This window comes from Pseudobythopirellula maris (assembly GCF_007859945.1).
Taxonomy (GTDB): domain Bacteria; phylum Planctomycetota; class Planctomycetia; order Pirellulales; family Lacipirellulaceae; genus Pseudobythopirellula; species Pseudobythopirellula maris.
In genome coordinates, this window is sequence record NZ_SJPQ01000002.1 from 313,179 (window position 1) to 336,745 (window position 23,567).

Annotated in this window: 20 protein-coding genes and 1 tRNA gene; 13 read left to right on the forward strand and 8 right to left on the reverse strand. The window is 65.6% G+C overall.

What is annotated here, in order from left to right:
• Nucleotides 1–27: 27 nt before the first annotated feature.
• Nucleotides 28–999 (reverse strand): SRPBCC family protein, encoded by a 972-nt coding sequence (locus Mal64_RS08985; protein ID WP_146399305.1) that lies wholly within the window; start codon nucleotides 997–999, stop codon nucleotides 28–30.
• On the reverse strand, nucleotides 983–1,420 hold the full coding sequence (locus tag Mal64_RS08990) for an ArsR/SmtB family transcription factor (RefSeq protein WP_146399307.1): 438 nt from the start codon (nucleotides 1,418–1,420) through the stop codon (nucleotides 983–985). Before Mal64_RS08990 ends, Mal64_RS08985 begins: the two co-directional genes overlap by 17 nt.
• A 594-nt stretch (nucleotides 1,421–2,014) precedes the next feature.
• Here Mal64_RS08990 and uvrB point away from each other — a divergent pair.
• A complete protein-coding gene (gene uvrB / locus Mal64_RS08995; protein WP_146400804.1) occupies nucleotides 2,015–4,099 on the forward strand; it encodes an excinuclease ABC subunit UvrB in 2,085 nt (694 codons plus the stop codon).
• Nucleotides 4,100–4,306: 207 nt separating this feature from the next.
• Complete coding sequence (locus tag Mal64_RS09000) at nucleotides 4,307–5,161, forward strand: hypothetical protein (RefSeq protein ID WP_146399309.1); 855 nt, start codon at nucleotides 4,307–4,309, stop codon at nucleotides 5,159–5,161.
• Here Mal64_RS09000 and Mal64_RS09005 read toward each other — a convergent pair.
• Nucleotides 5,139–5,504 (reverse strand): hypothetical protein, encoded by a 366-nt coding sequence (locus tag Mal64_RS09005; protein WP_146399311.1) that lies wholly within the window; start codon nucleotides 5,502–5,504, stop codon nucleotides 5,139–5,141. The genes Mal64_RS09000 and Mal64_RS09005 overlap by 23 nt on opposite strands.
• 241 nt (nucleotides 5,505–5,745) lie before the next feature.
• On the opposite strand from Mal64_RS09005, the gene Mal64_RS09010 reads away from it, so the two are divergent.
• The 7 genes from Mal64_RS09010 (at nucleotide 5,746) to Mal64_RS09040 (ending at nucleotide 12,464) form a co-directional block, all read left to right on the forward strand.
• Complete coding sequence (locus tag Mal64_RS09010; protein WP_146399313.1) at nucleotides 5,746–7,104, forward strand: outer membrane protein assembly factor BamB family protein; 1,359 nt, start codon at nucleotides 5,746–5,748, stop codon at nucleotides 7,102–7,104.
• A gap of 95 nt (nucleotides 7,105–7,199) precedes the next feature.
• A complete protein-coding gene (locus tag Mal64_RS09015; protein ID WP_197525600.1) occupies nucleotides 7,200–7,670 on the forward strand; it encodes a VOC family protein in 471 nt (156 codons plus the stop codon).
• 156 nt (nucleotides 7,671–7,826) lie between these two features.
• Nucleotides 7,827–8,669: a DUF58 domain-containing protein gene (locus tag Mal64_RS09020; RefSeq protein WP_146399315.1), complete on the forward strand. Its 843-nt coding sequence runs from the start codon at nucleotides 7,827–7,829 to the stop codon at nucleotides 8,667–8,669.
• A gap of 109 nt (nucleotides 8,670–8,778) precedes the next feature.
• On the forward strand, nucleotides 8,779–10,866 hold the full coding sequence (locus Mal64_RS09025) for a vWA domain-containing protein (protein ID WP_146399317.1): 2,088 nt from the start codon (nucleotides 8,779–8,781) through the stop codon (nucleotides 10,864–10,866).
• Nucleotides 10,867–11,184: 318 nt separating this feature from the next.
• A tRNA-Leu gene (locus Mal64_RS09030) sits at nucleotides 11,185–11,266 on the forward strand.
• A 119-nt stretch (nucleotides 11,267–11,385) separates the two neighbouring features.
• Nucleotides 11,386–11,787 carry a hypothetical protein gene (locus Mal64_RS09035; RefSeq protein WP_146399319.1) on the forward strand — a complete coding sequence of 134 codons (402 nt, stop codon included), beginning with the start codon at nucleotides 11,386–11,388 and terminating at the stop codon, nucleotides 11,785–11,787.
• Between the two features lie 170 nt (nucleotides 11,788–11,957).
• On the forward strand, nucleotides 11,958–12,464 hold the full coding sequence (locus tag Mal64_RS09040; RefSeq protein WP_146399321.1) for a DinB family protein: 507 nt from the start codon (nucleotides 11,958–11,960) through the stop codon (nucleotides 12,462–12,464).
• Between the two features lie 140 nt (nucleotides 12,465–12,604).
• Here Mal64_RS09040 and Mal64_RS09045 read toward each other — a convergent pair whose 3' ends face one another.
• Nucleotides 12,605–13,339 carry a hypothetical protein gene (locus tag Mal64_RS09045; RefSeq protein ID WP_146399323.1) on the reverse strand — a complete coding sequence of 245 codons (735 nt, stop codon included), beginning with the start codon at nucleotides 13,337–13,339 and terminating at the stop codon, nucleotides 12,605–12,607.
• Nucleotides 13,340–13,636: 297 nt separating this feature from the next.
• Here Mal64_RS09045 and Mal64_RS09050 point away from each other — a divergent pair, with 297 nt between their 5' ends.
• The 3 genes from Mal64_RS09050 (at nucleotide 13,637) to Mal64_RS09060 (ending at nucleotide 16,338) form a co-directional block, all read left to right on the forward strand.
• On the forward strand, nucleotides 13,637–14,272 hold the full coding sequence (locus Mal64_RS09050; protein ID WP_146399325.1) for a hypothetical protein: 636 nt from the start codon (nucleotides 13,637–13,639) through the stop codon (nucleotides 14,270–14,272).
• A gap of 208 nt (nucleotides 14,273–14,480) precedes the next feature.
• On the forward strand, nucleotides 14,481–15,482 hold the full coding sequence (locus Mal64_RS09055) for an acyl-CoA desaturase (RefSeq protein WP_197525601.1): 1,002 nt from the start codon (nucleotides 14,481–14,483) through the stop codon (nucleotides 15,480–15,482).
• A gap of 88 nt (nucleotides 15,483–15,570) precedes the next feature.
• On the forward strand, nucleotides 15,571–16,338 hold the full coding sequence (locus Mal64_RS09060) for a peptidoglycan recognition protein family protein (protein ID WP_146399329.1): 768 nt from the start codon (nucleotides 15,571–15,573) through the stop codon (nucleotides 16,336–16,338).
• 468 nt (nucleotides 16,339–16,806) lie between these two features.
• Here Mal64_RS09060 and Mal64_RS09065 read toward each other — a convergent pair whose 3' ends face one another.
• The 4 genes from Mal64_RS09065 to Mal64_RS09080 all read right to left on the reverse strand — a co-directional run bounded on the left by Mal64_RS09065 (nucleotide 16,807) and on the right by Mal64_RS09080 (nucleotide 21,821).
• Nucleotides 16,807–17,778 (reverse strand): pectate lyase family protein, encoded by a 972-nt coding sequence (locus Mal64_RS09065; RefSeq protein WP_146399331.1) that lies wholly within the window; start codon nucleotides 17,776–17,778, stop codon nucleotides 16,807–16,809.
• 141 nt (nucleotides 17,779–17,919) lie between these two features.
• The gene (locus Mal64_RS09070) at nucleotides 17,920–19,806 is read right to left on the reverse strand and encodes a pectate lyase family protein (RefSeq protein WP_197525602.1); all 1,887 of its coding nucleotides are present in this window, start codon (nucleotides 19,804–19,806) and stop codon (nucleotides 17,920–17,922) included.
• Nucleotides 19,807–20,091: 285 nt separating this feature from the next.
• Nucleotides 20,092–20,598: a hypothetical protein gene (locus tag Mal64_RS09075; RefSeq protein WP_146399335.1), complete on the reverse strand. Its 507-nt coding sequence runs from the start codon at nucleotides 20,596–20,598 to the stop codon at nucleotides 20,092–20,094.
• Between the two features lie 329 nt (nucleotides 20,599–20,927).
• Nucleotides 20,928–21,821 carry a hypothetical protein gene (locus Mal64_RS09080; RefSeq protein ID WP_197525603.1) on the reverse strand — a complete coding sequence of 298 codons (894 nt, stop codon included), beginning with the start codon at nucleotides 21,819–21,821 and terminating at the stop codon, nucleotides 20,928–20,930.
• Between the two features lie 930 nt (nucleotides 21,822–22,751).
• Here Mal64_RS09080 and Mal64_RS09085 point away from each other — a divergent pair.
• A complete protein-coding gene (locus Mal64_RS09085; RefSeq protein ID WP_146399339.1) occupies nucleotides 22,752–23,465 on the forward strand; it encodes a hypothetical protein in 714 nt (237 codons plus the stop codon).
• Nucleotides 23,466–23,567 lie beyond the last annotated feature (102 nt).

Consider the following 23,567-nt stretch of genomic DNA (forward strand, 5'->3'; position numbering starts at 1 on the left):
CCGCTCCGATCTATCCCCCGGTCCCATTCAGCCCACGGTCTCCGACCGGGTGCTAAGCAGCACCCCCTCTAGCTTGTCGAACGAACCGGTCCACCCCTGCGTCATGCTCGACCGCGTGTCGAGGAACGCCTGCACTTCTTCGGCCGTCGCCTCTCCCTGCGGCGCCCACGTGAGGGTCACACGCGTCGCGTTAGGGCCTTCTTCTTTAAGATCCACTGTGGTGAGCATCGCCTCGGGGAAGTCGTGCAGGATAGGGTGCTTGGCCGGGCGGCCGTTCTCGTCGCAGAGCCGCTGGACGTAAACCAACCGGTTGGGAACGTCGATCGTGTGGTATTCGAGACGCACGTAGATCGAAAAGTCTTGCTGCACACTGATCCACCGGTAGAACGACTCGCCCCCTTCGCGGACATCGGACCGCAGGAATTCCATCTCGCAACCGTTGGGTGGGAGCCAATTCGCGAAATGCTCGGGGTCGATCCACATCGCGAAGACCGCGTCCCGCGGCGCGTCGAAGCTGCGGTTGATGACGAAGCTCGACACGCCCTTCCGATCCGCCAGGTACTCCGCCAACCGGTCCCAGGTCCCATTGCCGCCCTTCTCCTTGATCATCACACGCGTGGCCTCGGCCTCCTCGGGCGTGGGGAGCGCCATCGTCATATCCATCAACGTCTTGCCATCGCGTTCAACAAACAGCACCGTCACCCGGAACAGCGGCGGCCGGTCTTCGGAGCCGCCGTGGTCGTAGACGAGCTTCTCGTGCTCCACGACCTCGTGGTAGACCGTCGTGTTCGGCCAGTCCGTGCCGTCCGGGCCGTGCATCGTGTAACGCCACACGCCCCCCACGCGGAGTTCTTTGCTGTGCGTGGTGATCGTGAACCCGCGCGGCCCCCACCACTGGGCCACCTGCTCCGGGTCGGCCCAAGCATCCCACACCATGGCCACCGGCGCGTCGTACTCGCGGGTGATGCGGATCTCGTTCGGCTTACTTCTTGCGACCATCTTGTTCTCTCTTGGGTTGGGTCTTCTTCTTTTTCTTTGCCGGCTTCGGCATCGACGACGGGGCTTCGACAGACTTGGGACCCCGTTTGTTCTTCGAGCCCTGCTTGCTCTTCAAATAGGCGTCAAGCCGGTCGAGGCTCTCCTCCATCTGCGCGCGGTAGATCGCCATCCAAGCGTCGATCCGCTCGAAGGCCTCGGGGTTGAGCTCGCAGGGGCGCCGCTGGGCCTCGCGTGTCTTGACGACCAGCCCGGCCCGCTCGAGCACTTGCACGTGCTTGGTGACGGCCGGCAGGCTCATGCGGTCAAGGAACGGCTCGGCCAGCTCCGACACGTTGGCCCGCCCCTCGGCGAGGCGCGCGAGCATGGCCCGCCGCGTCGGGTCGGCCAGGGCCGCGAAGGTTTGGCTGAGTTGGTCGCCCACTTAATATCCCATTAGGTTAATTAACTAGTTGGTTAGTTTATGGTCGGGGCGGCGGCGTGTCAATCAGATCCTCTGCGTGGGCGTGGGCGGTCCCTGGATCGTGCGTGGCGCCGCCGCACTCAATCGCACGGCCAAAGAATCCCTTGCGCGACTTACAACGATTCGGCGCCGGCGATTTTTTGGCGCAAGTCGTTCTTTGCGCACGACCTACGACATTATCGTCGCGCCCCAGAACCGCTACTACGCGTTTGGCTCAATAGCGATTGTCGAGCTTAGGTGAAGCAGCCGCTACAAAGATAATTGGGCGCCGCAGGGGGTCTTATCGCCGGCCCGATTGCGTGCGGAAGGAAGAGCCCCTCATTCTAAGACGCCCCGCTGCATACACTGAGCGCGCTTCTTGGCGTCGCGGTCAAAGGATTTCTGCCCGCGGCCCGGGCAGATCGCTTTCCAGCTATTTTTGTCCACCGCGATCGGCTCGCACCATGGGCGCTTGGCGCCGCGGCTTGCGGCGTCGACCGCCGCGTGGGGTTGGGTTCTAATGGGGGGTTGCCCCGCACCGCCCTCCGCCGCTTCCCCCAAGACGCCCGCCACGTCATGCCCAAGTTCCAGCTCGAAAGCGAATTCCAGCCCGCCGGCGATCAGCCGGCCGCCATCAAGCAGCTCGTGGGCGGTCTGAAAGACGGCCGCAAGGAGCAGGTGCTGATGGGCGTCACCGGGTCGGGCAAGACCTACACGATGGCCAATGTCATCCAGCAGCTGCAGCGGCCTGCGCTTGTGCTCTCGCACAACAAAACGCTGGCGGCCCAGCTCTACAGCGAGTTCAAGGAGTTCTTCCCCAACAACGCGGTGAGCTACTTCGTTAGCTACTACGACTACTACCAGCCCGAAGCCTACATCCCGCAGCGCGACATCTACATCGAGAAGGACGCCTCCATAAACGAAGAGATCGACCGCATGCGGCTCGCGACGACCAGCAGCCTGGTTAGCCGGCGCGACGTGATCGTCGTGGCGAGCGTGTCGTGCATCTACGGCTTGGGCTCGCCCGAGGACTACAAGGCGATGATGGTCGGCCTGAGGGTCGGCGACACGGTCGACCGCGACGAGATCCTCTCCAAGCTCATCGACGTGCAGTACGAACGCAACGACACCGACCCCGACCGCGGCAAGTTCCGCGTGCGCGGCGACTCGGTCGAGGTGTGGCCCGCCTACGAAGAGTTCTGCTACCGCATCGAGTTCTGGGGCGACGAGGTCGAGAAGCTCTCGATCATCCACCCGGTCTCCGGCCAGGTGATCGACAGCCTCGAGGAGATCTACATCTACCCGGCCAAGCACTTCGTGCTGCCGGAGGAGCGGATCGAGAAGGCGGTCGACGGTATCCGCAAGGAGCTCTCCGGGCGGCTCGAGCTGTTCAAGAAAGAGGGGAAGATGCTCGAGGCGCAGCGTCTCTCGGCCCGCACCCGCTACGACCTGGAGATGATGCTCGAGATGGGCTACTGCCCGGGGATCGAGAACTACAGCGCGCCGCTCTCCGGCAAGCCGCCCGGCGAGCCGCCCAACACGCTGTTCGACTTCTTCCCCAAAGACTTCTTGCTGTTCGTCGACGAGAGCCACGCCACGGTCTCGCAGATCGGGGCGATGTACAACGGCGACCGGGCGCGCAAAACGACGCTCGTGGAGCACGGCTTCCGCTTGCCGAGCGCCCTGGACAACCGCCCGCTCAAGTTCGACGAGTGGCGCGAGCGGATGGGGCAGTGCGTGTACGTCTCGGCCACGCCGGCGGCCTACGAGCTCGAGCAGACCGGCGGCGAGGTCGTCGAGCAGATCGTCCGTCCCACGGGGTTGCTCGACCCGGTGATCGAACTGAGCCCCGCCCGCGGGCAGGTGCCCCACCTGCTGGAGCAGATCCGCGAGCGGGCCGCCGCCGGCGAGCGGGTGCTGGTGACGGCGCTCACCAAACGGCTCTCGGAAGACCTCGCCGCGTTCCTCACCGAGAAGGGCGTGATGTGCAAGTGGCTCCACTCGGACCTCGACGCGTTCGAGCGGGTCGAGCTGCTCCGCGACCTGCGGCTCGGCAAGTTCGAGGCGCTCATCGGCGTGAACCTGCTGCGTGAGGGGCTCGACCTTCCGGAGGTTTCGCTCGTGGCGATCCTCGACGCCGACAAAGAGGGGTTCCTCAGAAGCGAGACCTCGCTGATGCAGACCATCGGCCGCGCCGCGCGCAACGTGAACGCCAAGGTGATCCTCTACGCCGACAAGGTGACCAAGAGCATGCAGCGGGCGATGGACGAGACCCAGCGCCGCCGCAAGTTGCAGGAGGAGTACAACAAGGAGCACGGCATCACGCCCGAGACGATCAAGAAGGCGATCCGCATGGGCATCGAGGGCGAGGCGGCCGCCCACGCCGCCGCCAACGCCGCCGTGGGCCGCGACGACGAGACCCGCTACGTCACCGAGGAGTACATCAACGAGCTCGAGAAGGAGATGTACGAGGCGGCCGACGGCATGGAGTTCGAGCGCGCCGCGATCCTCAGGGACCGCATCGAGAAGATGCGCGAGTCGATCGGCCAGAGCCTGCGCGCCGTGGAGGAACAGCTCAAGCAGGGCGGCAAGAAAGGCCGTCGCAAAGGCGTCGGCGGCAAAAAAAAGGCGAAGGTCCCCCGGCCCAAAAAGGGGGTATGATCGCGTGCGGCGGGCGAGATCGCAATAATACCAGCGTGTCTCGCTGGGCATGTGCCGTGAGACCAATGCTCGGCGACGCCGATATAATTGCGCGAAGCGTTTGAAGTATCGCAGCGATAGCCTATAAGAACCGGGGCCGCCCGCGCCCCCCCGGTGCGGCTTGCTACGCCCTTCATTGCCTCTTCACCCACCATCAAGAAACAGACAATGAGCCAGCCCTCGCAGAATCCCTACGCTTACAACGACGGCAACGGCGAACAGGCGCCGCCCGTCTACAAGAGCGAGAAAGAACCGAAGGGCTGTTTCTTCTACGGCTGCTTGTTCGCTGCGATCGGCGCCGCGTTGGTGGTGGTTGTGGTGATCGTCGCCGGCGTGGCGGGTTACTACTTCCTCACCGGCCAGATCGATAAATACACCGCCACCGAGCCCGCCGAGATACCGATCTCCAACGCCTCGGACGAGCAGATCGCCGAGTTGCAATCCCGGTTCGATCGACTCATACGGGCGGTGGACGCCGACGGCGAGGAAGACGCGGATGACGGCGCGCCGGCCGAAGCAGACCCCGCCGGCGAAGACCCCGCCGCTGTGGATAACGGTGAGATCTCCTTCTCGGCCGACGAGCTCAACGCCCTGATCGCCAGCAACGACGACCTGCGGGGACGGGTCTTTATCCGCATCGAAGACGGCCAAGTGTCGGGCGACATCAGCATACCGCTCGACGAAATGCCGTTGGGCGCCGGCCGCTTCCTCAACGCCACGGTGTCGCTCGAACTTGGCTACAAAGACGGCGTGCCCGTGGTGAAGCTCGCCGGCGGCTCGGTGAAGGGCGAGCCGCTGCCGGAGCAATTCATCGACGCCTTATCCCAAGAGAACATGGCCGAAGACATTCTCGAAGACCCCGATGTCGCCGAAACGTTGAGCAAGTTCGAGAGCATCGAGGTCGTTGAAGACCGTCTGATCCTGCGGCTCAGCCGGCCGCAGGACGGTCCGAACGGCGCCGCTGAGAGCGAACCGGCCACGCCGGACGACGCCCCGCCCCTCAGTCCACCGGCGCAGCCTTAGGCCTCAGCACCAAGAGCCCAATCACAAGCCCCGCCATCATCGCCGCCGCGTCGCGCCAGTCGCCCGTGGACGAGTTGGTGAGCTGGGGGACGACCGCCTCGAACCACAGCGCGGCGGCCGCGGTCATCGCCGTGAGAATCATCGCCCGGCTCTTGGCGGACCGGAACCGGATCTGCGGCGTCAGGTCGACCGTGGCGACCATGGCGATCGGCAGCAGCAAGCTCGGCAGCGAGGCCCGCAGCAGCCCATCTTCGAGCCGCGGCCGCAACGTGTGGTAGATCACGTAAACGGCAAAGCAATTGGCGAGCGCCGCCAGCGGCGCCACGCGCGGCGCGCGGCTCAAAACGCCCACGCCGTCGCCAGCCAGAGCAAAACGAGGGCAATGAATTCGGTCCAGCCATCCATCGGCAGCGCCTCTTCGTGGGGGGATTCGCGTAGCGGTGGGAGCGCACTAGGCGCCGGCCGATCGGCCGGCGCTGCTCCAGTCGCCCCAACTTATCCCCCGCCCCGGGCGCGCGGCAAGCGGCGCCGAGTTTTGTCGCATTCACTCCCCAAAAGGGGTACCATATGGCCCGCTGCTTCGGATGATCGACGGAACCGCCGAGGAGTTCTTCTCAATGACGATATCTCTACCCAAGCGTACGGCCTGTCTGCTGCTGCTGGTGGTGGCCATCACCGCGGCGACCGCAACCTCCCACGCTCAGTCGCTGGCCTCGGCCACGGCGGCAGTCGCGTCCGCCGGGCCCAATGCCTCGCCGGGCGACCGCCCTTGGTGGCGTTCGGCCCAGCTCAACGGCGTGGCGAGCAGCCCCTCGGCGCCGACCGAGTGGGGCCCCGATTCGAACATCGCGTGGAAAGTCGACGTGCCGGGCCGCGGCCACGCGACGCCCTGCGTCGTCGGCGATCAGATCTTCATCTCCACCGCTGTGGAAGGCGCCGAGGAGATGCGGCTGCTCTCTTTCGATCGCGCCACCGGCGCCGAGGGCTGGAACACCCTGCTGCACAGCGGTGGGTTCATGCACATCCACTCGAAGAACTCCCACGCCTCGGCCACGCCGGCCTGCGCAGGGGGCCGTGTGTTCGCCCTCCACATGGTCGACGGCGACGCGTCGATCGATGGCGGCGGCGAGGGGGTCTACCTCTCGGCCGTTGGCCTCGATGGCGAGATCCTCTGGCAGAAGAAGGCGGGCCCCTTCACCACCAAGCACGGGTACGCCCCCTCGCCCATCCTGTACGGTTCGACGGTGATTGTGTCGGGCGACAGCGAGAACGCCGGGGCTTTTGTCGCGGCCTTCGATCAGGCGACCGGAGAAGAAGTGTGGCGCACCGGCCGCCGCGACAACGCGAGCTTCGGCTGCGGCGTGGTGGCCACGATCGCCGGGCGTGAGCAGCTCGTCATCCCCGGCTGCGACGAGACCGTCAGCTACGACCCCACCAGCGGCGAGATGCTGTGGCGCGTCGACGGGCCGAGCCTCTCGGCCGCCAACACCGTGGCCTTCGACTCGCAAAAGGTTTACTCGTCGGGCGGCTGGCCCCAGAAGAACTTGCTGGCCATCCGCGCCGACGGCTCGGGCGACGTGACCGATTCGCACATCGCGTGGCGCAAAACAAAGGCCGTTTGCTACGTGCCGACGATGCTCGTCCAAGGGCAGCGTCTCTACACCGTGAGCGACGACGGCGTGGCCACCTGTTACGACACCGAGAGCGGCGACACGGTCTGGGTCAAACGCCTCGGGGGCGGCTTCAGCGCCTCGCCGATCATGGTGGGCGACAGCATCTACCTGACCGACGAGTCGGGCAAAACACACGTGATCAAGGCGGCCGACGAGTTTAAGCCGGTCGCCGTGAACGATCTGGCCGACGGCGGCTTCGCCACGCCGGTGGTGCTGGACGGAAAGATTTTCCTGCGTACCTCGCACCAACTTTATTGCATCGCCGAGTGATCTTTTGTACAGTGCTCCCCGCGATTGCTGATCGCCCGGTTGTGGCCGCAGAGCCACGGCTGCTTGCAAGCCTGTACTTACAAGAGGAATCCGTCATGCCCGTCGACAAGATCCCCGCCGGCTACTCCACGGTCACCCCTTACCTCGTGGTCAAGGACACCGCCGCGGCGCTCGCGTTTTACGCCAAGGCCTTTGGCGCCGAGGAGCAGATGCGCCTCAACGGCCCCGGCGGCTCGGTCGACCACGCCGAAACCAAGATTGGCGACTCACTAGTAATGATCGGCCCGTCGATGCCAGGCAAAGAGATCGCCTGGCCTCAGGGCGAGCAGTTGCCGAGCATCTCGATGCTGCTGTACGTCGAGGACTGCGAAACACTGTACGCCCAGGCGATCGCCGCCGGCTGCGAATCTCGGATGGAGCCGGTCGACATGTTCTGGGGCGACCGCATGGCGAAGGTCGCCGACCCGTTCGGCCACGAATGGTCGATGGCCACCCACATCGAGGACGTGACGCAAGAAGAGTGCCAACGCCGCTACGAAGCGATGCTGGCTTCGGTAGACAGTTAGAATTCAACCACGACGGAACGAAGGAACGACGTGTGATATGATGGGTGTTTCATGGTAAACCATTTCTAGCTGCATAACGTCGTTCCTTTGTTCCTTTGTGGTTAGCTTCTCTTGGTTAGCACTCCCCCAGCCAACGAACTGCTCCCCCCCGAGTTGATGCGCCAGCTCGCGCGGCTGGAGCTGGTCACGCGCAAGGTATTCCGCGGCCGCATGAAGGGCGAGCGGCGTTCGGCGCGCAAGGGGCAGAGCGTCGAGTTCGCCGACTACCGCAACTACGTCTCGGGCGACGACCTGCGGACCCTCGACTGGAACCTCTACGCCCGGCTCGACAAGCTGATCGTCAAGCTGTTCCTCGAGGAGGAAGACCTCCACTTCTACACGCTCATCGACGCGAGCCCCTCGATGGCGTTCGGCGAGCCGACCAAACTCGACTACGCCAAACGACTCGCGGCCGCGTTGGGCTACGTCTCCACGATCAAGGGCGACCGCCTGAGGATCGAGACCCTCGGCGGGCGCCGCTCGCCCGTGCTCCGGGGGCGCAAGAGCGTGCCGCGAATGCTCGACTTCCTCGACGGCGTCGAGGCCGACGAGAACGTCTCGCTCGCCGAAGGCGTCCGAAAGTTCTGCCTCCGCAATTCGGGCCGCGGTGTGGTGGTGCTCATCTCGGACCTGATGGACAAGTCGGGCTACGAGGCGGCGCTGCGTTACCTGGTGGCCCAACGGGTCGACGTGTACGTCCTGCAGCTCCTCAGCCAGGAAGAAATCGACCCCGGCGTCACGGGCGACCTGAGGCTGGTCGACTGCGAGGACGACGACACGGCGGAGATCACCGTCAGCGCCCCGCTCTTGGCGAGATACAAACGAACGCTCGACGCCTTCACCGGCGGCGTCCAAGATTTCTGCTCCAAGCGCGGCATGAACTACGTGCTGGCGAGCAACGAGACGCCTGTCAGCGAGATGATGACGAGCTACCTGCGTCGGCGCGGGCTGGTGCGGTAGCCGAATCCCCCCTCCCCCTGGTGGGGAGGGGCTGGGGGAGGGGGGATGCCCCTGGCGCCCGGACTCCCCCCTCCCTAGCCCTCCCCACCAGGGGGAGGGAACAAAACGCATGAACGAACTCTTCCGCAACACGCTCGGCCCCTGGCAATGGGCGGCGATGCTCGCCATCCCGCCGGCGATCCTTGCGCTCTACTTCCTCAAGCTCAAACGCGTTCCGGTCGTGGTGCCAAGCACTTACCTCTGGACCAAGGCGATCGAGGACCTCCGGGTCAACAGCCTCTGGCAGCGCATGCGCAAGAGCTTGCTGCTCTTGTTGCAGCTGCTGCTCGTGGCGTTAGCGATCCTCGCCCTGCTCCGCCCCGGGTGGCGGGGGGCCGAGCTCAGCGGGCAGCGGCTCATCTTCCTGGTCGACAACTCGGCCAGCATGACAACGACCGACGCCGGCGACGACGGCGAGTCGCCCAGGCTCGACGCCGCCAAAGTGCAAGTCGCTGGGCTCATCGACCAGATGCGCAGCGGCATGACGGCCATGATCATCAGCTTCGGCGGCGACGCGCGCGTCGTGCAGGAGTTCACCGACAACGGGCGCCTGCTCCACCAGCGGCTCGAGTCGATCGCGGCCACCGCCGAGTCGACCGACCTCTTGGGCGCGCTCGAGCTGGCCGACGGGCTGGCGAACCCCGCCCAGATGACCATCCAAGAGGGCGCCCCCGAGGTCGACGTGGTCGACCCGATCGCCGCCACGCTGTTCATCTTCAGCGACGGGCGGTTCTCCGACGTCAAAGACTTCGCCCTCGGCAACCTCGAGCCGGTTTACGTGCCGATCGGCGAGCCGGGCACCGCGAACCTCGCGATCACGGCCTTCCAGACCCGTCGCGACGAGCTGCTGCGGACCCAGTTGCAGGCGTTCGTGCAGGTGGCCAACCTTTCGGACGCGGCCGCCGAGGCGGTCGTCGAGATCCGCCGCGACGGCTCGCTGGTCGACGCCAAACGGGTGGCGGTGGCGGCGGGCGCCACGGCGGGCGTGGTCTTCCCCCTCGGCGAGGCGGCCGCCGGCGGGCTCACCGCGCAGTTCGACCAAGAAACGCTCGCCTCGGTCGGCGACCGCTTGGCGGTCGACAACACCGCCTACGCCGCGATCAACGACGCCCGCCCCGGCGCGGTGCTGCTGGTGACGCCCGGCAACGTGGCGGTCGAGACCGCTCTGGCAAGCACGCGCGTCGACCGGCTGGGGGGCGTGCGAGTCACCAAGCCCGATTTCTTGCAAGAAGCCGAGTACCAGCGCGACGCCGAGGCGGGCGCCTACGACCTGGTGATCTTCGACCGCTGCGCGCCCGAGGCGTCGCCTCGCGCCAGCACGATTTACCTCGGCGCCCTGCCGCCGGGCCCCGCGTGGCGCAGCGACGGCGACGGCGACGAGCAAGACGAACCGGGCGAACCGGCCACGGTCGACTGGCCCCAGCTGATCGACTGGAGCCGCACCCACCCGCTGCTGGCGCACATCGAGCTCGGCAACTTCGACGTCGTCGAGAGCCTCAAGCTCGACCCGCCGAGCGGCGGCTCGTCGCTGATCGACTCGGCCTCCGGATCGGTCGCCGCGATCGCGCCGCGCGGCGGCTACGAAGACTTGGTGCTCGGCTTCCCGATCCTGGTCGAGTCCGATGGCCGCACGCAGAAGAACACCGACTGGATCAACCGCCACAGCTTCCCCACCTTCTGGCTGAACGCGGTGGAGTACTTCGTGGCGCAGGCGAGCCTCACGGCCGAGCGTCCCCAACCCGGCGAACCGGTCGAGCTGCGGCCGCTTGGTCGCGCCGAAGCGGCGACCCTCATCGCCCCCAACGGCCGCACCGAGCAGCTCACCCGCACCGGCGACGAGCCGTACATCGTCCACAACACGGCCGACCCGGGCGTCTACACCATCGACGAGGGCGAGGCCGCGGGGGGCGATCGCCTCAGCCAGCGCTTCGCGGTGAACCTGTTCGACCAGGCCGAGAGCGACGTCCGTTTGCGGGCCGCCACCGCCGGCGACGAGCAAGACGCCCGCACGGCCGCCATCCGCATCGGCAACATCGACGTGGCCGCCCAAGCCGGCTCGACCCCCGCTCGGCAAGAAATTTGGCGCCCGCTGCTGCTGGCGGCCTTGGTCGTGCTGTTGATCGAGTGGTACGTCTACAACCGCCGGGTGTACGTGTAAGAGAAACCGCCAAGTCGCCATGGACGCCAAGCGGAGCCGAAAATCCTGGCTTGCTGTGAGCTCATTTTGGTGGCGGTTGATTGTTGTGGGAGGCGTCTCCGACGCCGATAACGCGCCGCTTGCTAAATCGGCGGGCATACCGGTATCGGCGTCAGAGACGCCTCCCACAGCGCTAATGTCCCGCAGCCCTACCTCCCAAGCGAGACCGGCACGCGGCCCGCGTGGCGCGTCTTGGCGTCCTTGGCGTCTTGGCGGTTCCCCCCGCCCCCGAAACGGCCTGACACGCCGCCCACCACGAGCTATAATTGCCGAGCCTTAGGGGACGTGGCGGAATTGGCAGACGCGCTGGATTTAGGTTCCAGTTCCTTCGGGAGTGCAGGTTCGATTCCTGTCGTCCCCACTAGGGCCCTCGATTCCTGCGGCTTGCGGCGAACCGATCACCGGGGCGCCGCGTACCGCTGCGGGGGCTCACCGAGCGCTCCCAGGCCGACACGCATTTACCCGAACAGAGACCACCCGATGCGCACCCTCTCGCTGTCGCTGATCCTCGCCCTGGCCGCCTGCCTGCTGGCCGCCCCGGCCCACGCCTTCCCGGACTTCCAGAAAGTCTATTTCAAGGAGTACGCCGGATCGGACGCCGACCCCCAGCTCGCCAAAGACATCAAGAAGGCCAAGTGCTTCAACTGCCACCAAGGCAAGAGCAAGAAGCACCACAACCCGTTCGGCCAGCACTTGGTCGGCAAGCTCGGCAAGGCCGACCGCAAAGACACCGACAAGATCCTCGCCGTGCTTACCGAGGTGATGGCCCTCCCGAGCGACCCCACGCACGAGGGCTCGCCGACGTACGCCGAGCTGATGGCCGAGAACAAGCTGCCCGGCGGCACGCTCGAAGATTGCAAGAAACCGCCCGCTGAGGAGTAAACGCCGCAGCCCATGCGATGGCTTCCCCTCCTCCGGGAAGCGGCCCCAACACACCCGACGCCGTGGCTTTTGCCACGGCGTTTTTTTATGCGCCGGCGGGGTTGACCGACTGGTGTTCTCTTGTACACTCTTCGCAGCCGTTGCCCCCCGCCCTCTATCGGAGTCCTTCGATGCCGTTCGCCGAGACCTTTCTTCCCGAGTTCGAGCAAGAGATGGCAGCCACCCGCAAGGCGCTCGAGCGTATCCCCAACGACAAACTCGACTGGAAGGCTCACGAGAAGTCGAACACCATCGGCTGGGTCGCCAACCACTTGGCCGAGATCCCCGGCTGGGTCGACGGCACGCTGACCCAAAACTCCTGGGACGTGAACCCCGATGGCCCCACCCCTTACCAGCCGCCCAAGCTGGGATCGATCGAAGAGATCCTGGCGTTGTTCGACGCCAACGTGTCGTCGGCGGCAGAGCGGATCGCCAAGACGGACGACGCCGAATACGCGAAGACCTGGCGACTGATCTCAAACGACGAGATCTACATCGAGATGCCCAAGTCGGGCGTCCTCCGCACCTGGGTGTTGAACCACACGATCCATCACCGCGGGCACCTTTGTGTGTACCTCCGCCTGAACGACTTGCCCGTGCCGGGGATGTACGGCCCTTCGGCCGACGAGGCGGGCTAGGACGCACTAGATCGCACTACCGCTAGCCGTAGCGTTGTTTTCGCCATATCGACGTCGAATCACACCGCCACACACGCTACGCATCCGTGCGATTCGCACTAGGCGCGTGGGTTGGCCAGCCGAGCTGTTCGGTCGGCCCGTCAGTAGCCGTAGTGCGCCGCGGCGTGGAGGCTGGCGAGTTGCGGCTTGGTGAGCCCCTCGATCTTGGCGGGCGAGAAGCCGTGGTCGCGGGTGAGGTGCTCCCAATAGGTCATGCCGCTCACGCCCGCCTCGGGCAACTCGACCAGCCCGAGCCAGTAAGCCAACTCGCCCGCCTCCAGGCTGCGCAGCCAGCGACTCGGCGGCCGCCCTTCGCGCGCCTTGCGTGTCGGGTGGGGGTGACCCGGATCGGGCTCGGGGCCGTCGTCATCGATCGTCTCGTCGGGCGTCTCCTCGGCGGGCCCGCCGTACGCCCCGGCGCTATCGCGTGTGTAGTCGCTGTCGTGCGTGTAGTCTCCCGGCATGGCGGGCGAATCGCCGAGGCGCAGCCCCTCGGGCGCGAGCTCGTCGTCGAGGTAGCCCTCGGCTTCGAGGAACGGCTCGCCGGTCGATTTCTTCCGCGGGCGGGTGATGCCCGTCACCTTCCACTCGTCGTCGACGCGGGTCTCACGGACGAACCAGCCCCAGGTCTTGTTCGACGCGGCGGTCCAGTGCTCGGCCCCATCGACACCGGTGGCCAACGCCTCGGCCGCCCCGGCGGCGGGCGGCGGAGCGGCCGTCGGTTCGGTCGCACGCATCGCCGCGGCGGCCAGCGTGTCGAGCGAATCGGCCCGCAACCGCTCGGCCAAGCCGAACAGGCCGGCGCCGATCCAGAAGGCGAATTTGCGACGGTTCATGGCGTCGGTCGAAGTGGGGGAACGGGGGGCGCAGCAGCTCACTCAAACCCTACGCGCCCCGCTGAGGAAAGGTCGGCCGCTCGCTGCGAGTTACGCGGCTTTTTCAGAACGCCGTCCCGTTCAGCCGCCAAAAACTCTGCGAGCGGATGCTTCCAGAAATTACTGGAGAACCGCCGCTGCTGAGCCGGGTGAGACCCGATACGGCCATTGGGGGGCAAGATTCGTTCAGCCGCGGCGAATCCCCTTCAGCTACACGAACCAATCACTCACTATCCCTTCGATCGAACAGGTGGAACTATGTCGACGATTGCCCGTGGCCGCTCATTGGCGGCGACCGCATGCACGCTCTTGCTTCTGGTGGGCGGCCCCGTCCTCGCACAGACGCCCGGCGAGACCCCGGACCCCGCAGCAACCGCGCCCGGCGTGGGCGAGCAAGCCGAACGGACGCTCCAGAGCGCCCGCGACACGGCGGGCGCGGCGCTCCGCGCGGTCGACGGCGACCCCCGGGCGCAGGAGCTGACCGCCGGTCTGCTACAGCCGATCTACGCCGTGGCCGAGTCGTTCGCCTTCCCCACGTTCTACTGGCTCGCCTTCGCGGCGATGGCGGCCGGCGTGGTGAGCTTCGTGCTGCAGTTGACGCTCGGCAAACTGGTGGTGATGAGCCGCATGGGCTTTAGCCCCGCAGAGATCGTCAGCGACTTGGTGGGCCTGGTCGTGAGCCTCGTGGGGCTGGTGCTAGCCACCCAGGCGGCGGTGGAGAACTCTAGCTTCACCCAAAGCCCGGCCGCGGTGCTCAGCTCAGCGGGAGTGGGCACCGTGATCGGCCTGTTTCTCTACGTGTGGGGCCAGCGTCAGGAGCTCGACGCCGCCCGTGGCCGCACCGCCTCGGCGAAGACCTCCGGCAAGCAAGCAAAGCTCGCTTCGGCCGAATAGCAGGGACTGGTCGCGCTGCGACCAGCAGGCCGCCGCCGAAGCAAGTGATCCGCATTTCTAGCCGCAGAAAAGATTCGAGCTCTTGCCCGCCGGCATTCGCGGTTCTAGAAATGGAGAGACACGCCCCGGCTGTAACCGGGCATGGAGGCAACTAGGCGGGCGCCGCGCACCAATCTTCGTCGCGTGGCGCCCCATTGAGGGAGCGACCTTGGCCGGTTCGATCAACACCGTCCGCGGCGCCGCGGACAGGCTGGCGGCGACTGCGATCCCCGTGGATCTGCTCCCGCCGCCGGCGACCTCTCCGGCGGCGCTGGCCCGTCCGGCCGCCGCATCGCACCAGATCGCTTGGCGCTACGCCGTTCCGATCGTCGCGATCCACGCGCTGGCGCTGCTGGCGTTCGTGCCTTGGCTGTTCAGCTGGACCGGCTTGGTGTTGTGTTTGGCGGGCGCCTACGTCTACGGCGGCCTGGGCATCAACATCGGATACCACCGGCTGCTCACGCACCGCAGCTTCCGCTGCCCGCTGTGGCTCGAACGGACCTGCGTGGTGACGGCGATCTGCTGCCTCGAAGACGCGCCCGCCAGCTGGGTGGCCGCCCACCGCCTGCACCACCGCGACTCGGACGAGCAGCCCGACCCGCACAGCCCGCTGGTGAGTTTCTTTTGGAGCCACATCGGCTGGCTGCTCGTGAAGAACCCCGCGGTGCACAGCCTGGGGGTCTACGACCGTTACGCACGCGACGTGCTCCGCGACCCGTTCTACATGTGGCTGCAGCGCGGCATGAACGCCATGTGGGTCTATGCGATCCACCTGCTGGCGCACTTCTTAATCGGCTTGGGTCTGGGCTACTTGGTTGCAGGAACGGCGATGGGCGGCCTGCAGCTCGGCGCCAGCCTGGTGGTGTGGGCCGTGCTGCTGAGGACCGTGTTGGTCTGGCACATCACTTGGAGCGTCAACTCGCTGACCCACCTGTTCGGCTACCGCACCTACGACACCGACGAGAACAGCCGCAACAACTGGTTCGTCGCGCTCGTGAGCAGCGGCGAGGGGTGGCACAACAACCACCACGCCGACCAGTCGAGCGCCTCGAACTGGCGCCGCTGGTGGGAGATCGACCTGATCTGGCTCGTGATCCTGCTGTGGGAACGCCTCGGCCTGGCGTGGGACGTGGTGCGGCCGCGCCACCAACGCCGCCCCGCAAGTCGCTGAGTGGCGGCGCCCGCTTGTCGTGAAAAGGCGTGATTCGCCGGCGCACCGCCGTAGTGCCGCTCGCTGCGCGGCGGGGTAGATTGGAGGTATGAAACACCTCCACCCCACGGCCGCCCTCGCCGGTCTGCTGCTCGCCATCTCCTCGCTGAGCACGTTGAACGCCACGGTAGCTTACGCCACCGAGCCCGCCGCTGCGTCCGAAGCGCGGGCCGCTGTCGCGCGGCCGCCCAAGTTCGTCACGGCCGCGGAGTGGGGCTCCGACCCCGCCCCGATCGCCGACGACCGCCGGCACACGCCCACCTACGTCACGCTACACCACGCCGGAGTGCTGTGGACCAAGGACCGCGACCCGGTCGCCTTCATCCGCAACATGCAGTCGTGGGGCAAGCGGCGGCCGCAGATCGAGCAGCCCCCGCGCAACACCTTCTGGCCCGACCTGCCGTACCACTTCCTCGTCGCCCCGGACGGCCGCATCTTCGAAGGCCGGTCGCTCGACTACGAGCCGGAGTCGAACACCAAGTACGACCTCGCCGGCCACGTCGGCGTCGAGCTGATGGGCAACTTCGAGGAGCAGCGGCCGAGCCCCGCGCAGGTCGAGTCGGCCGTGCGGCTCGTGGCGTGGCTGCTGGCCGAGCACGAGCTGCCGCTCTCGGCGATCAGCACGCACGGCAAGGTGGCCGGCGGCCAGACCAGCTGCCCGGGCCGCGACTTCGCCCGCTACTTCGACGGCGAGCCGGCGCCGTTCGCGACTTGGGTCGACCGCGTGCTGCGCGGCGAAGAGCCGGCGATCGAACTGGGGGCGCCGCTCGATGGGGGCCCGACCGAGTCGATCACCGAGACCACCAAGAAGCCTTAGCTCGCGCTGCTCAGAATCAGGCGGGTGGCCAATAGTTTTTCAGATTGCTCCGCCGCTTGGTCGCCAGAAAAAGCTCGCACGCGATCCGCCGTGGCAAACGGCGTGATCAACGCAGCGGGCGGCGTGCTGTCGGGTGCGGTGGTCGGAAGATCGCAGCGGCGCCGCGAAAAATGCCCACCCTGCGGCGCCCAATTATCTTTGTAGCAGGCGTTTTACCTAATTTCGACAATCGCTTTTGGCCGCGCGCGCAGCAGCGATTCTTGGCCGTTTATGATTTTGTTGTAAGCCGTTGCATGGGGGTGGTTTAGAGCTGTGTAGCGGTGCGTGATGGCGGGGCGGTGGGGGCGGATTTTTTATGGGCGGGCGGTTTTGGCCGGGGGGCAGGAGCCCCGGCCCGTTAGGGCGGGCTGGCGCCAATGACACCGCTCGGCCCCGCTAGTCATAATCGACCGGCGAGTCCGTAACCCTCTAACGCGACGCGCGGTTGCCCGCGCCGTGCTCCGGGTCGGTCACCACCGCCTTGACCTCATCGACCCCCTCCATGTGGTAAGAGTACGGCGGGTCGAACACCGGGTAGGAGTTCTCGATGTAGGTCGGCTGCTCGCTGCCTTCAAACAGCAGGTTGTCCCAGCCGATCTCGCCGCCGCTCTCGGTGGCGCCGACCCGCTGGTCACGCCACGGGGTCTTCACGCCGTCGAAGCAAGAGTTCTCCACCCGCACGTGGCACTCGAAGCCTGTGCCGATGCAGTACAGGCTGTCCGGGCAGCCGTAGTAGTTGTTGTAAATATGCACGCTGCCGTAACGGACCCGCGGCATCCGGCCGCGTACGCCTTGGGCGTACCAGTTGTGGTGCATCGTGACGTGCAGCTTGCCGCGGTCCGATGTGCGGTCGTCGCGGTTGCCGATCAGGCCGCCGAAGGCGTGGCTGTGCGTGTCGTCGAAGTAGAACTTGCACCACGAGACGGTCACAAAGTCCGACTGACGCACGATCGAGCAGAGCTCGTCGCTGCTGTCGTGCAGGTCGCACTTGGTGACGAGCACGTTCTTGGCGCCGGAGATCTCGATCGCGTCGCCGCGCACCGGGCCGACCGTGAGGTTCTGCACGATGACGTTGTTCGAGCCGATGCGGAGCGTCCCGCCCGCCAGCGCGGCGTCGGGGCCCGCGCCGATGAGGGTCTTGTTCGCGCCGATGTCGACGCCGTCGATCGCGATCTTGCCTTCCACAACAACCACCGCGGGCGAGTCGCCCGCGACCGCCTTCTGCAACTCGGCCGCGCTCGAAACGGTGACCGGCTCGGCGTCGCCGCCGCCGGTCACGCCGTCGCCTTGCGTGGCGAAGCCGTCGGGCGTGGCGACGGCCACTTCGGCCAAGCCGGTCGCGGCGCCGAGGAGCACGATTGAGAACGCAAGCACGACACGCGCAACGAGGGGAGAGGGCATCAGGGGGCGCTTTGTTGAGGTGGCGGACGAGTCACAAGACGTGCCCGTCATGATAATCACTCAACGCCAAGCTTGCTCGTGCGGCTGAGCAGCACGCCGCCAGACAAGTCGCCCTCCCCCTCGATTGGGCCGGCCGGCGTTTCATACCACACGCCGCGGGCGGGCGGCGAGCAGGCACCACACCAGCAGCAGCGTCCCGCTCAGCGGCTCGGGCACGCTCGCCAGGGATCGCAGGTCGATCTCGCGCTCGGCGCCGAAGTTGTTCACCCAGGTCTGGTACTGGGCGTCGCCGACCAGGCCGCCGTCGACCTCGTTGGCCAGGGTCAACACGGCGGGGGCGCCGAGGTTGTCGCGCCACACGGTGAAGTCGGCCGCGTCGACCACGCCGTCGTCGTTGAAGTCGCCGGGCAGGGCGGCGCCCGCTCCGGCGCGGGTCAGCACCAGCACCTTCACCTCCGACGCATCGTCGGGCGTGTAGGCGTAAGGGGGCGTGAAGACGTCGTCGCCCCCCTGGGCGGCGCCCGACGCGCCCCGCAGCAGGTTGCCGACGGCCTCGACCTGACCGCCCTGCTGCTTCTCGTAAGGCGTGTTTACGTTCTCGAACACGCTGTTCTCGACCAGCACCTCGGCGCCGATCGCCGAGCGGATCACGTAGTTGTTGCCTTGGGAGTTGTAGAACTCGTTGAAGGCGTGGATGTCGCCGTAGCGAACGCGCGGCATGCGCTCGTGCACGTTGTCGCCCCAGTGGTTGTGGTGCAGCGTGACGTGCAGGTTGTCGGCGTCCTCGGTGGCGCCGTCGCCGTTGCCGATGAGCATCGCGTAGCGGTGCCCCCGGTTCACGTTCGAGGCGAACTCGTCGGTGTAGTAGAACTCGTTCCACGACACGGTCACGTTGTCCGACTCGCGGATGATGTCGAGCAGTCCGTCGGTCGAGTTGAAGATGTCGTTGTGGTCGATCCAAACGTTCGTGGAGCCGCGCAACGTGAGGACGTCTCCCTCGCCTACGCCCGAGGGGTTGGAGAGCTCGAGGTTCTTCACGATCACGTTGCTCACCCCCGAGAGCTGCAGGCTGCCGACCAGCCCGGCGCTCTCGCCGACGCCGAGGATCGTCTTGTTCGACGCGACCGAGACGCCGCCGACATTCAGGGCGCCGACGACGTTGATATTGAGCGGCCCCGACTGCGTGGCGTAGCTGCGGAACTCCTCGGCCGTGGTGGCGGTGACCAGCGGGCCCGCGGCGCCGCCGGTGACGCCGTCGCCGACCGTGGCGAACCCGATCGGAAGGGTGCGGCCGGTCTCGACCGGCTCGGGCACGAGGCTCGCGCTGATCGCGTCGAACGCGATGTTGCGGGCCGTGCCGCCGCCGTTCTGCTCGGCGCCGAGCACGATCCGCAGGGTCGCCGCGTTGCTGGGCACCGGCTCGTTGGACATGCCGCTCACGTACGACCAGCCGCCCCCCGCGCTGGTGTCGGCCGCGTAGCCGGGGCCAATCGTCGCGCCGCCCGAGTCGAGGTAGTCGTAAGAGATCAAGCCGAGGTCGAGCGGGTCGCTGTCGTAATACGCGTACGAGAGACCCAGGTATTGGTCGCCCCCGCCGAGCTGGGCGGCGTAGGGCGTAAGGTCGATGTCTTGATACATCGAGGCGCTGTTGGCGGCGCCGCCCGACAGTGAGCCGGAGTCGGGCAGGCCGCCGTACTGCCAGCTCGCCGAAACGAACTTCGAGCCGCTGTACCCGCCGCTCGGATCGGCGCCGCTGAAGCTGCTGTCGCCAATCCAGAAGAAGTTCTCGGTGTTGGTCCAACCGCTCGGGGGCGAGTCGCCCGCCGAGCCGAACTCGAAGTCGCCGTTGGCGACCGGCAACGCGATCTGAGCCTCGGCCGCCAAGCCGCCGCCGAGCACCAGCAGCGCGGCCAACAACAAGGCGCGGCAGGCGGCGCCATTCTCACGGCTGCGTGGCGCACGAGCAGGGTTGCTGTAAGCAGAGGCGGACGGCTGCGCTACGAGACGACGGACCGGCAGAGAGATCATACGCGTCTGGAGGGATGGGTTGCTCGGAAGGGAGTCGTGCGTCGAGAGGAGGAACACGCCTGCCGCAGGAGGAAAGCCGATCCGACGCCTAGACTTAATTGTCGCTGAACGCTCCGCCGCTTGAAAGTGTCGTGCGCAACCCCGCAGCAGTTGGGGCACGCCTGCTAGATAATACGCAACGCGTACGAAGAGGCAGCGTGGTCGTATTGCAGGGAAGCTTTGCGAGATCGCGGCAGACGGACCGAGTGGCTGGGGGACGCAGCCGCCGCGACTCATCGGCCAAGATCAGAGGAAGGCCTGCCTGATCATTTCGATGCGTTTGTCTTCCACGATCTGGTACTGCTCTTCGGCCTTAGAGATCAGAGCGCCGAAGTCTTCGTCGGGGAACAGCCCGGCCTCCGCCTGCAGCTGCCGCAGGGCCACCCACAAGGCTCGCTTTCCCAGGATGCCGAGCGAGAGTATCTCGGCGCCTTCGAATGGGCCCAACTCGCCCGAGAACCGGCGCCAGAACTTCAGCCCGCCAAGCTTCGCCCCCAGCCAAGAGAACAGCCGCCGCAGCGGGTTGTTGCTCCCCCCCGCTTCGCGCAGCAGCCGCCGCAGCACGTCGCGGTCGGCCTGGATGTCGGAGACGAGCCGCTCGGCCAACTGGCTGACAGCGCAGCGTCCCTCGTGCCGGCGGAAGTCCTCGAGCGTCCGGATGGCGGATTCGCCGCCTGCAAGATGGTCAAGCAGATAGGCCCTCAGGGCGCTCATGTTGACCGATTGAGCAACGGCGGGTTGTGCTGTCGCCATGGAATCCCCCTGTTGGATGGTGCGTCGCGTGAGACGTCCTTCCAAGGGTGCATATCGGATGCCAAACCGCTCAGGGGTCGCGAGCCGAGCGTCTACACCAATGAGCAAACCGCTCTAACCCCGGTAGCGGCGAGCGGATCGGCACGCCTAGAGTGCCCATGAGAATGCGTCGTTGCCGGAGTCGCGAAGCGACAAGAGGCCGACCGGTTCGCCTCTTGGGCTGAGCCCCCGCGTCTTCAGTCATAGCCCACAAGTGTTCGGCACAGCGGATGCGTTGACCAGGGAGGCGGCACGCCGAACACTTGTGGGCACTGCCTGACCTCCGGACTTTAAGCCCTGCGACGTCTAAGCTTCGCCCCCCAGGCGACGACGACCGCTGCGAGGTAACTCGAAGAGGGCTCCGGCACCGTGGAGAAAAAGTTCGAGTAGCCGTACAAAACATTAGGTGCGGAGGCGGCGACATCTCCACTGACCGCCACGCGGCTGCCATTGTACACGCGGATCCCGGTCACGCTCTTCTCGTGTCGGACGAGACTGTTGGGTGATTCGATGTCGTAGAAATACACCGCCCCCGAACCGACATGTGGCGTGCCGTGGCGAGAGGCCCCGATGACCGCTGCGGTCCCGTCGAGGTCGACTGCCCCTCCCAGGCTTTCCCCCACGGCGGGGTCCTCGAGATCAAGCCGAACGATCTGCTCGCCGCTGTCGAGATCGAACAAGTAAGCCGCACCGGCGGAGCTGAGGCTTCCCGAATACGTGGGGTCCCCTACCAAGACCCTCCCTTCGGAGATGGCGACGGAATGGGCGTACTGGCTGGTCGGCGGGTCGCTCTCACTGGTCAGCTCCCGCAGCAACTCGCCGGTTGTCGCATCGACCACATACGCCTTCCCTGGCACGCTGCCATTGCCGTAGAACGAGCCGACACCAACAACAGCCAGGCCATCCCAAAGATCCACCGAGACGTGGACCGACGCAGCGGCGGAGGAGACGCCCGCCATCGCCTCGGCGCCAAAGCTGGCGAGCGTCTGTCGCGTCTGAAGGTCGTAGAACCACACCGAGTCGTCGATCACTGCAGCCGCGTGTGTTCCGTCGATCGCGATTTCGCCAAAATTCGTCGGTGCTCCGCCGGGGCCGAGCGGATCCCATGTGTAGGAGTATTCGAAATCACGGTAGACCCGCAGCCCGTTGCTGACGGCTAGCGACCACTCCCCGTCGAGCGCCAAGTCGTCAGGAAACGTGGGAGTGAAAAACGAGCCTTTGACTGCGCCATTGCTGGCGTTAAGAACCGTAACGCCGGAAGTAGATCGATCGAAATGGGCGCCTACCAGCGCGACGTTGTCGTCGAGGGCGATCGGAATCGCTCGACCGGCTAGCGCCCTAGGAAAGGGGGACTGGTATGCGTGCAACCAATCACCCACGGCCCCACGGGCCGAGGAACAGTGGGCGACCATCAGCAGGTCAATAACGCACGTTGACACGACAAGGGCGGGGCGACACGAAAGGGTCCGGTTCATGAGACGCACTTGGGAAGAACTGAGTTATGAATGATGGGACGCATGACCTAGAAATCAAGCACTCCCTGACCATTCGCCCTCTAGACGGCTTATTATTCCCCAAGTGAATCTGGTAGGTCAGGCGTATGCTCGCCGTATCCTACTCGGTCGAGCTTGCCTCGCTGAGATATGGGCCTCGCGGGGCCGAGATGTAATGAGGCGGAATCCTCGTCACGGCACAGCCTGATCTACGGACTGGAGCGCGTCGGCCTGGCGTGGGACGTGGTGCGCCCTAGTCGCCAGCGATGCACGCCGCCGGGCTGAGCCCCCGCGGTGGGGTGGCTGGGGTCGGAGCCGAAGGCGTAGCCCCCAGCTTTCAGCAAGTGGGGACCGCGTTGGTGATTCCCCGGGGGCTCCGCTCCGCTACGACCCCGGGCACCCGGCGAAGTGGGGACACCTCTAGCGGTACATCACACTGGCAACACGCGGGTGGCACATAAGTTCAGGCCGCCAGCCGTCGCTGAGCCTTATGGCTTCTTGGTATTGACAATTACCTTTAATACATGTACTTTAATTTCGTCCTGCCTTCGTTCTCTAAAATCTCAAATATCACATATATGTCTTTTTGTTTTTTATGACACTTCTGCAAGGAGGATTCTCGTGGTTCATCTAGCAAAGAAAGAGTCACGCGAACGCGAGATGTTTCGTCTATATGCAGAGTACCCAAAGCGATTTCTTTTGCCCTTCGTAATGGTAGTGCTATCCTGGGGCCCTGTGTTCGGTGCAACAGTCTTCACTGATCGTATAATGTTTGAAGCAGCCAGTGGTCCATTGATGATTGAGGGTTTCGAGGGCGCGACTCTCTTCGAGACAAGCGGATCAGCCATGCTTGATTTGGGGATTGTTTCGGTTGCCTACGAGGGAGAAAGACCTTTCGGCGTGCTTGACATTGTTGGCTTCGTACCCGGCAGTACGACTACAGAAGTAGGCCCCACAGAGGGGCAGCGGTACTTGTTGGCGACTTTTGCGACATCTGTGACATTTGTCTTTGAAGAACTTGTTTTTGAGTTTGGAACTGATTTAAAGGACGTGGAGAGTACGATCAATTATCTCACCTCTAGTGGCGAATCGGGTGTTGCTGGAGTACAGATGGATGATGGTGTAGTTCAATTCTTTGGTTTCAGAAGCGATACGGGGTTCTCGTCAATCCGATTTACCAATGACAAGGACGGAGACGGCATGATATTTGATCACGTCGTGTTCACTGGAGTGCCAGAACCAAGTACTGCGTTTCTTTCAATATGGGCTTTCTTGGCTGCCAGCTTTTATAGAGAGCCTGTGCGTACTTCTCTCACAACCGCTCAGCATCAGTAAGCTATTCCCACGCTCCCGATGGAACAGCGCGAGCGCGCACAAGCCGCCATGGGTTGATCAGCAGGAACGCGGCGGGAGCGCCTGGATTCGCGGCATGTAGCG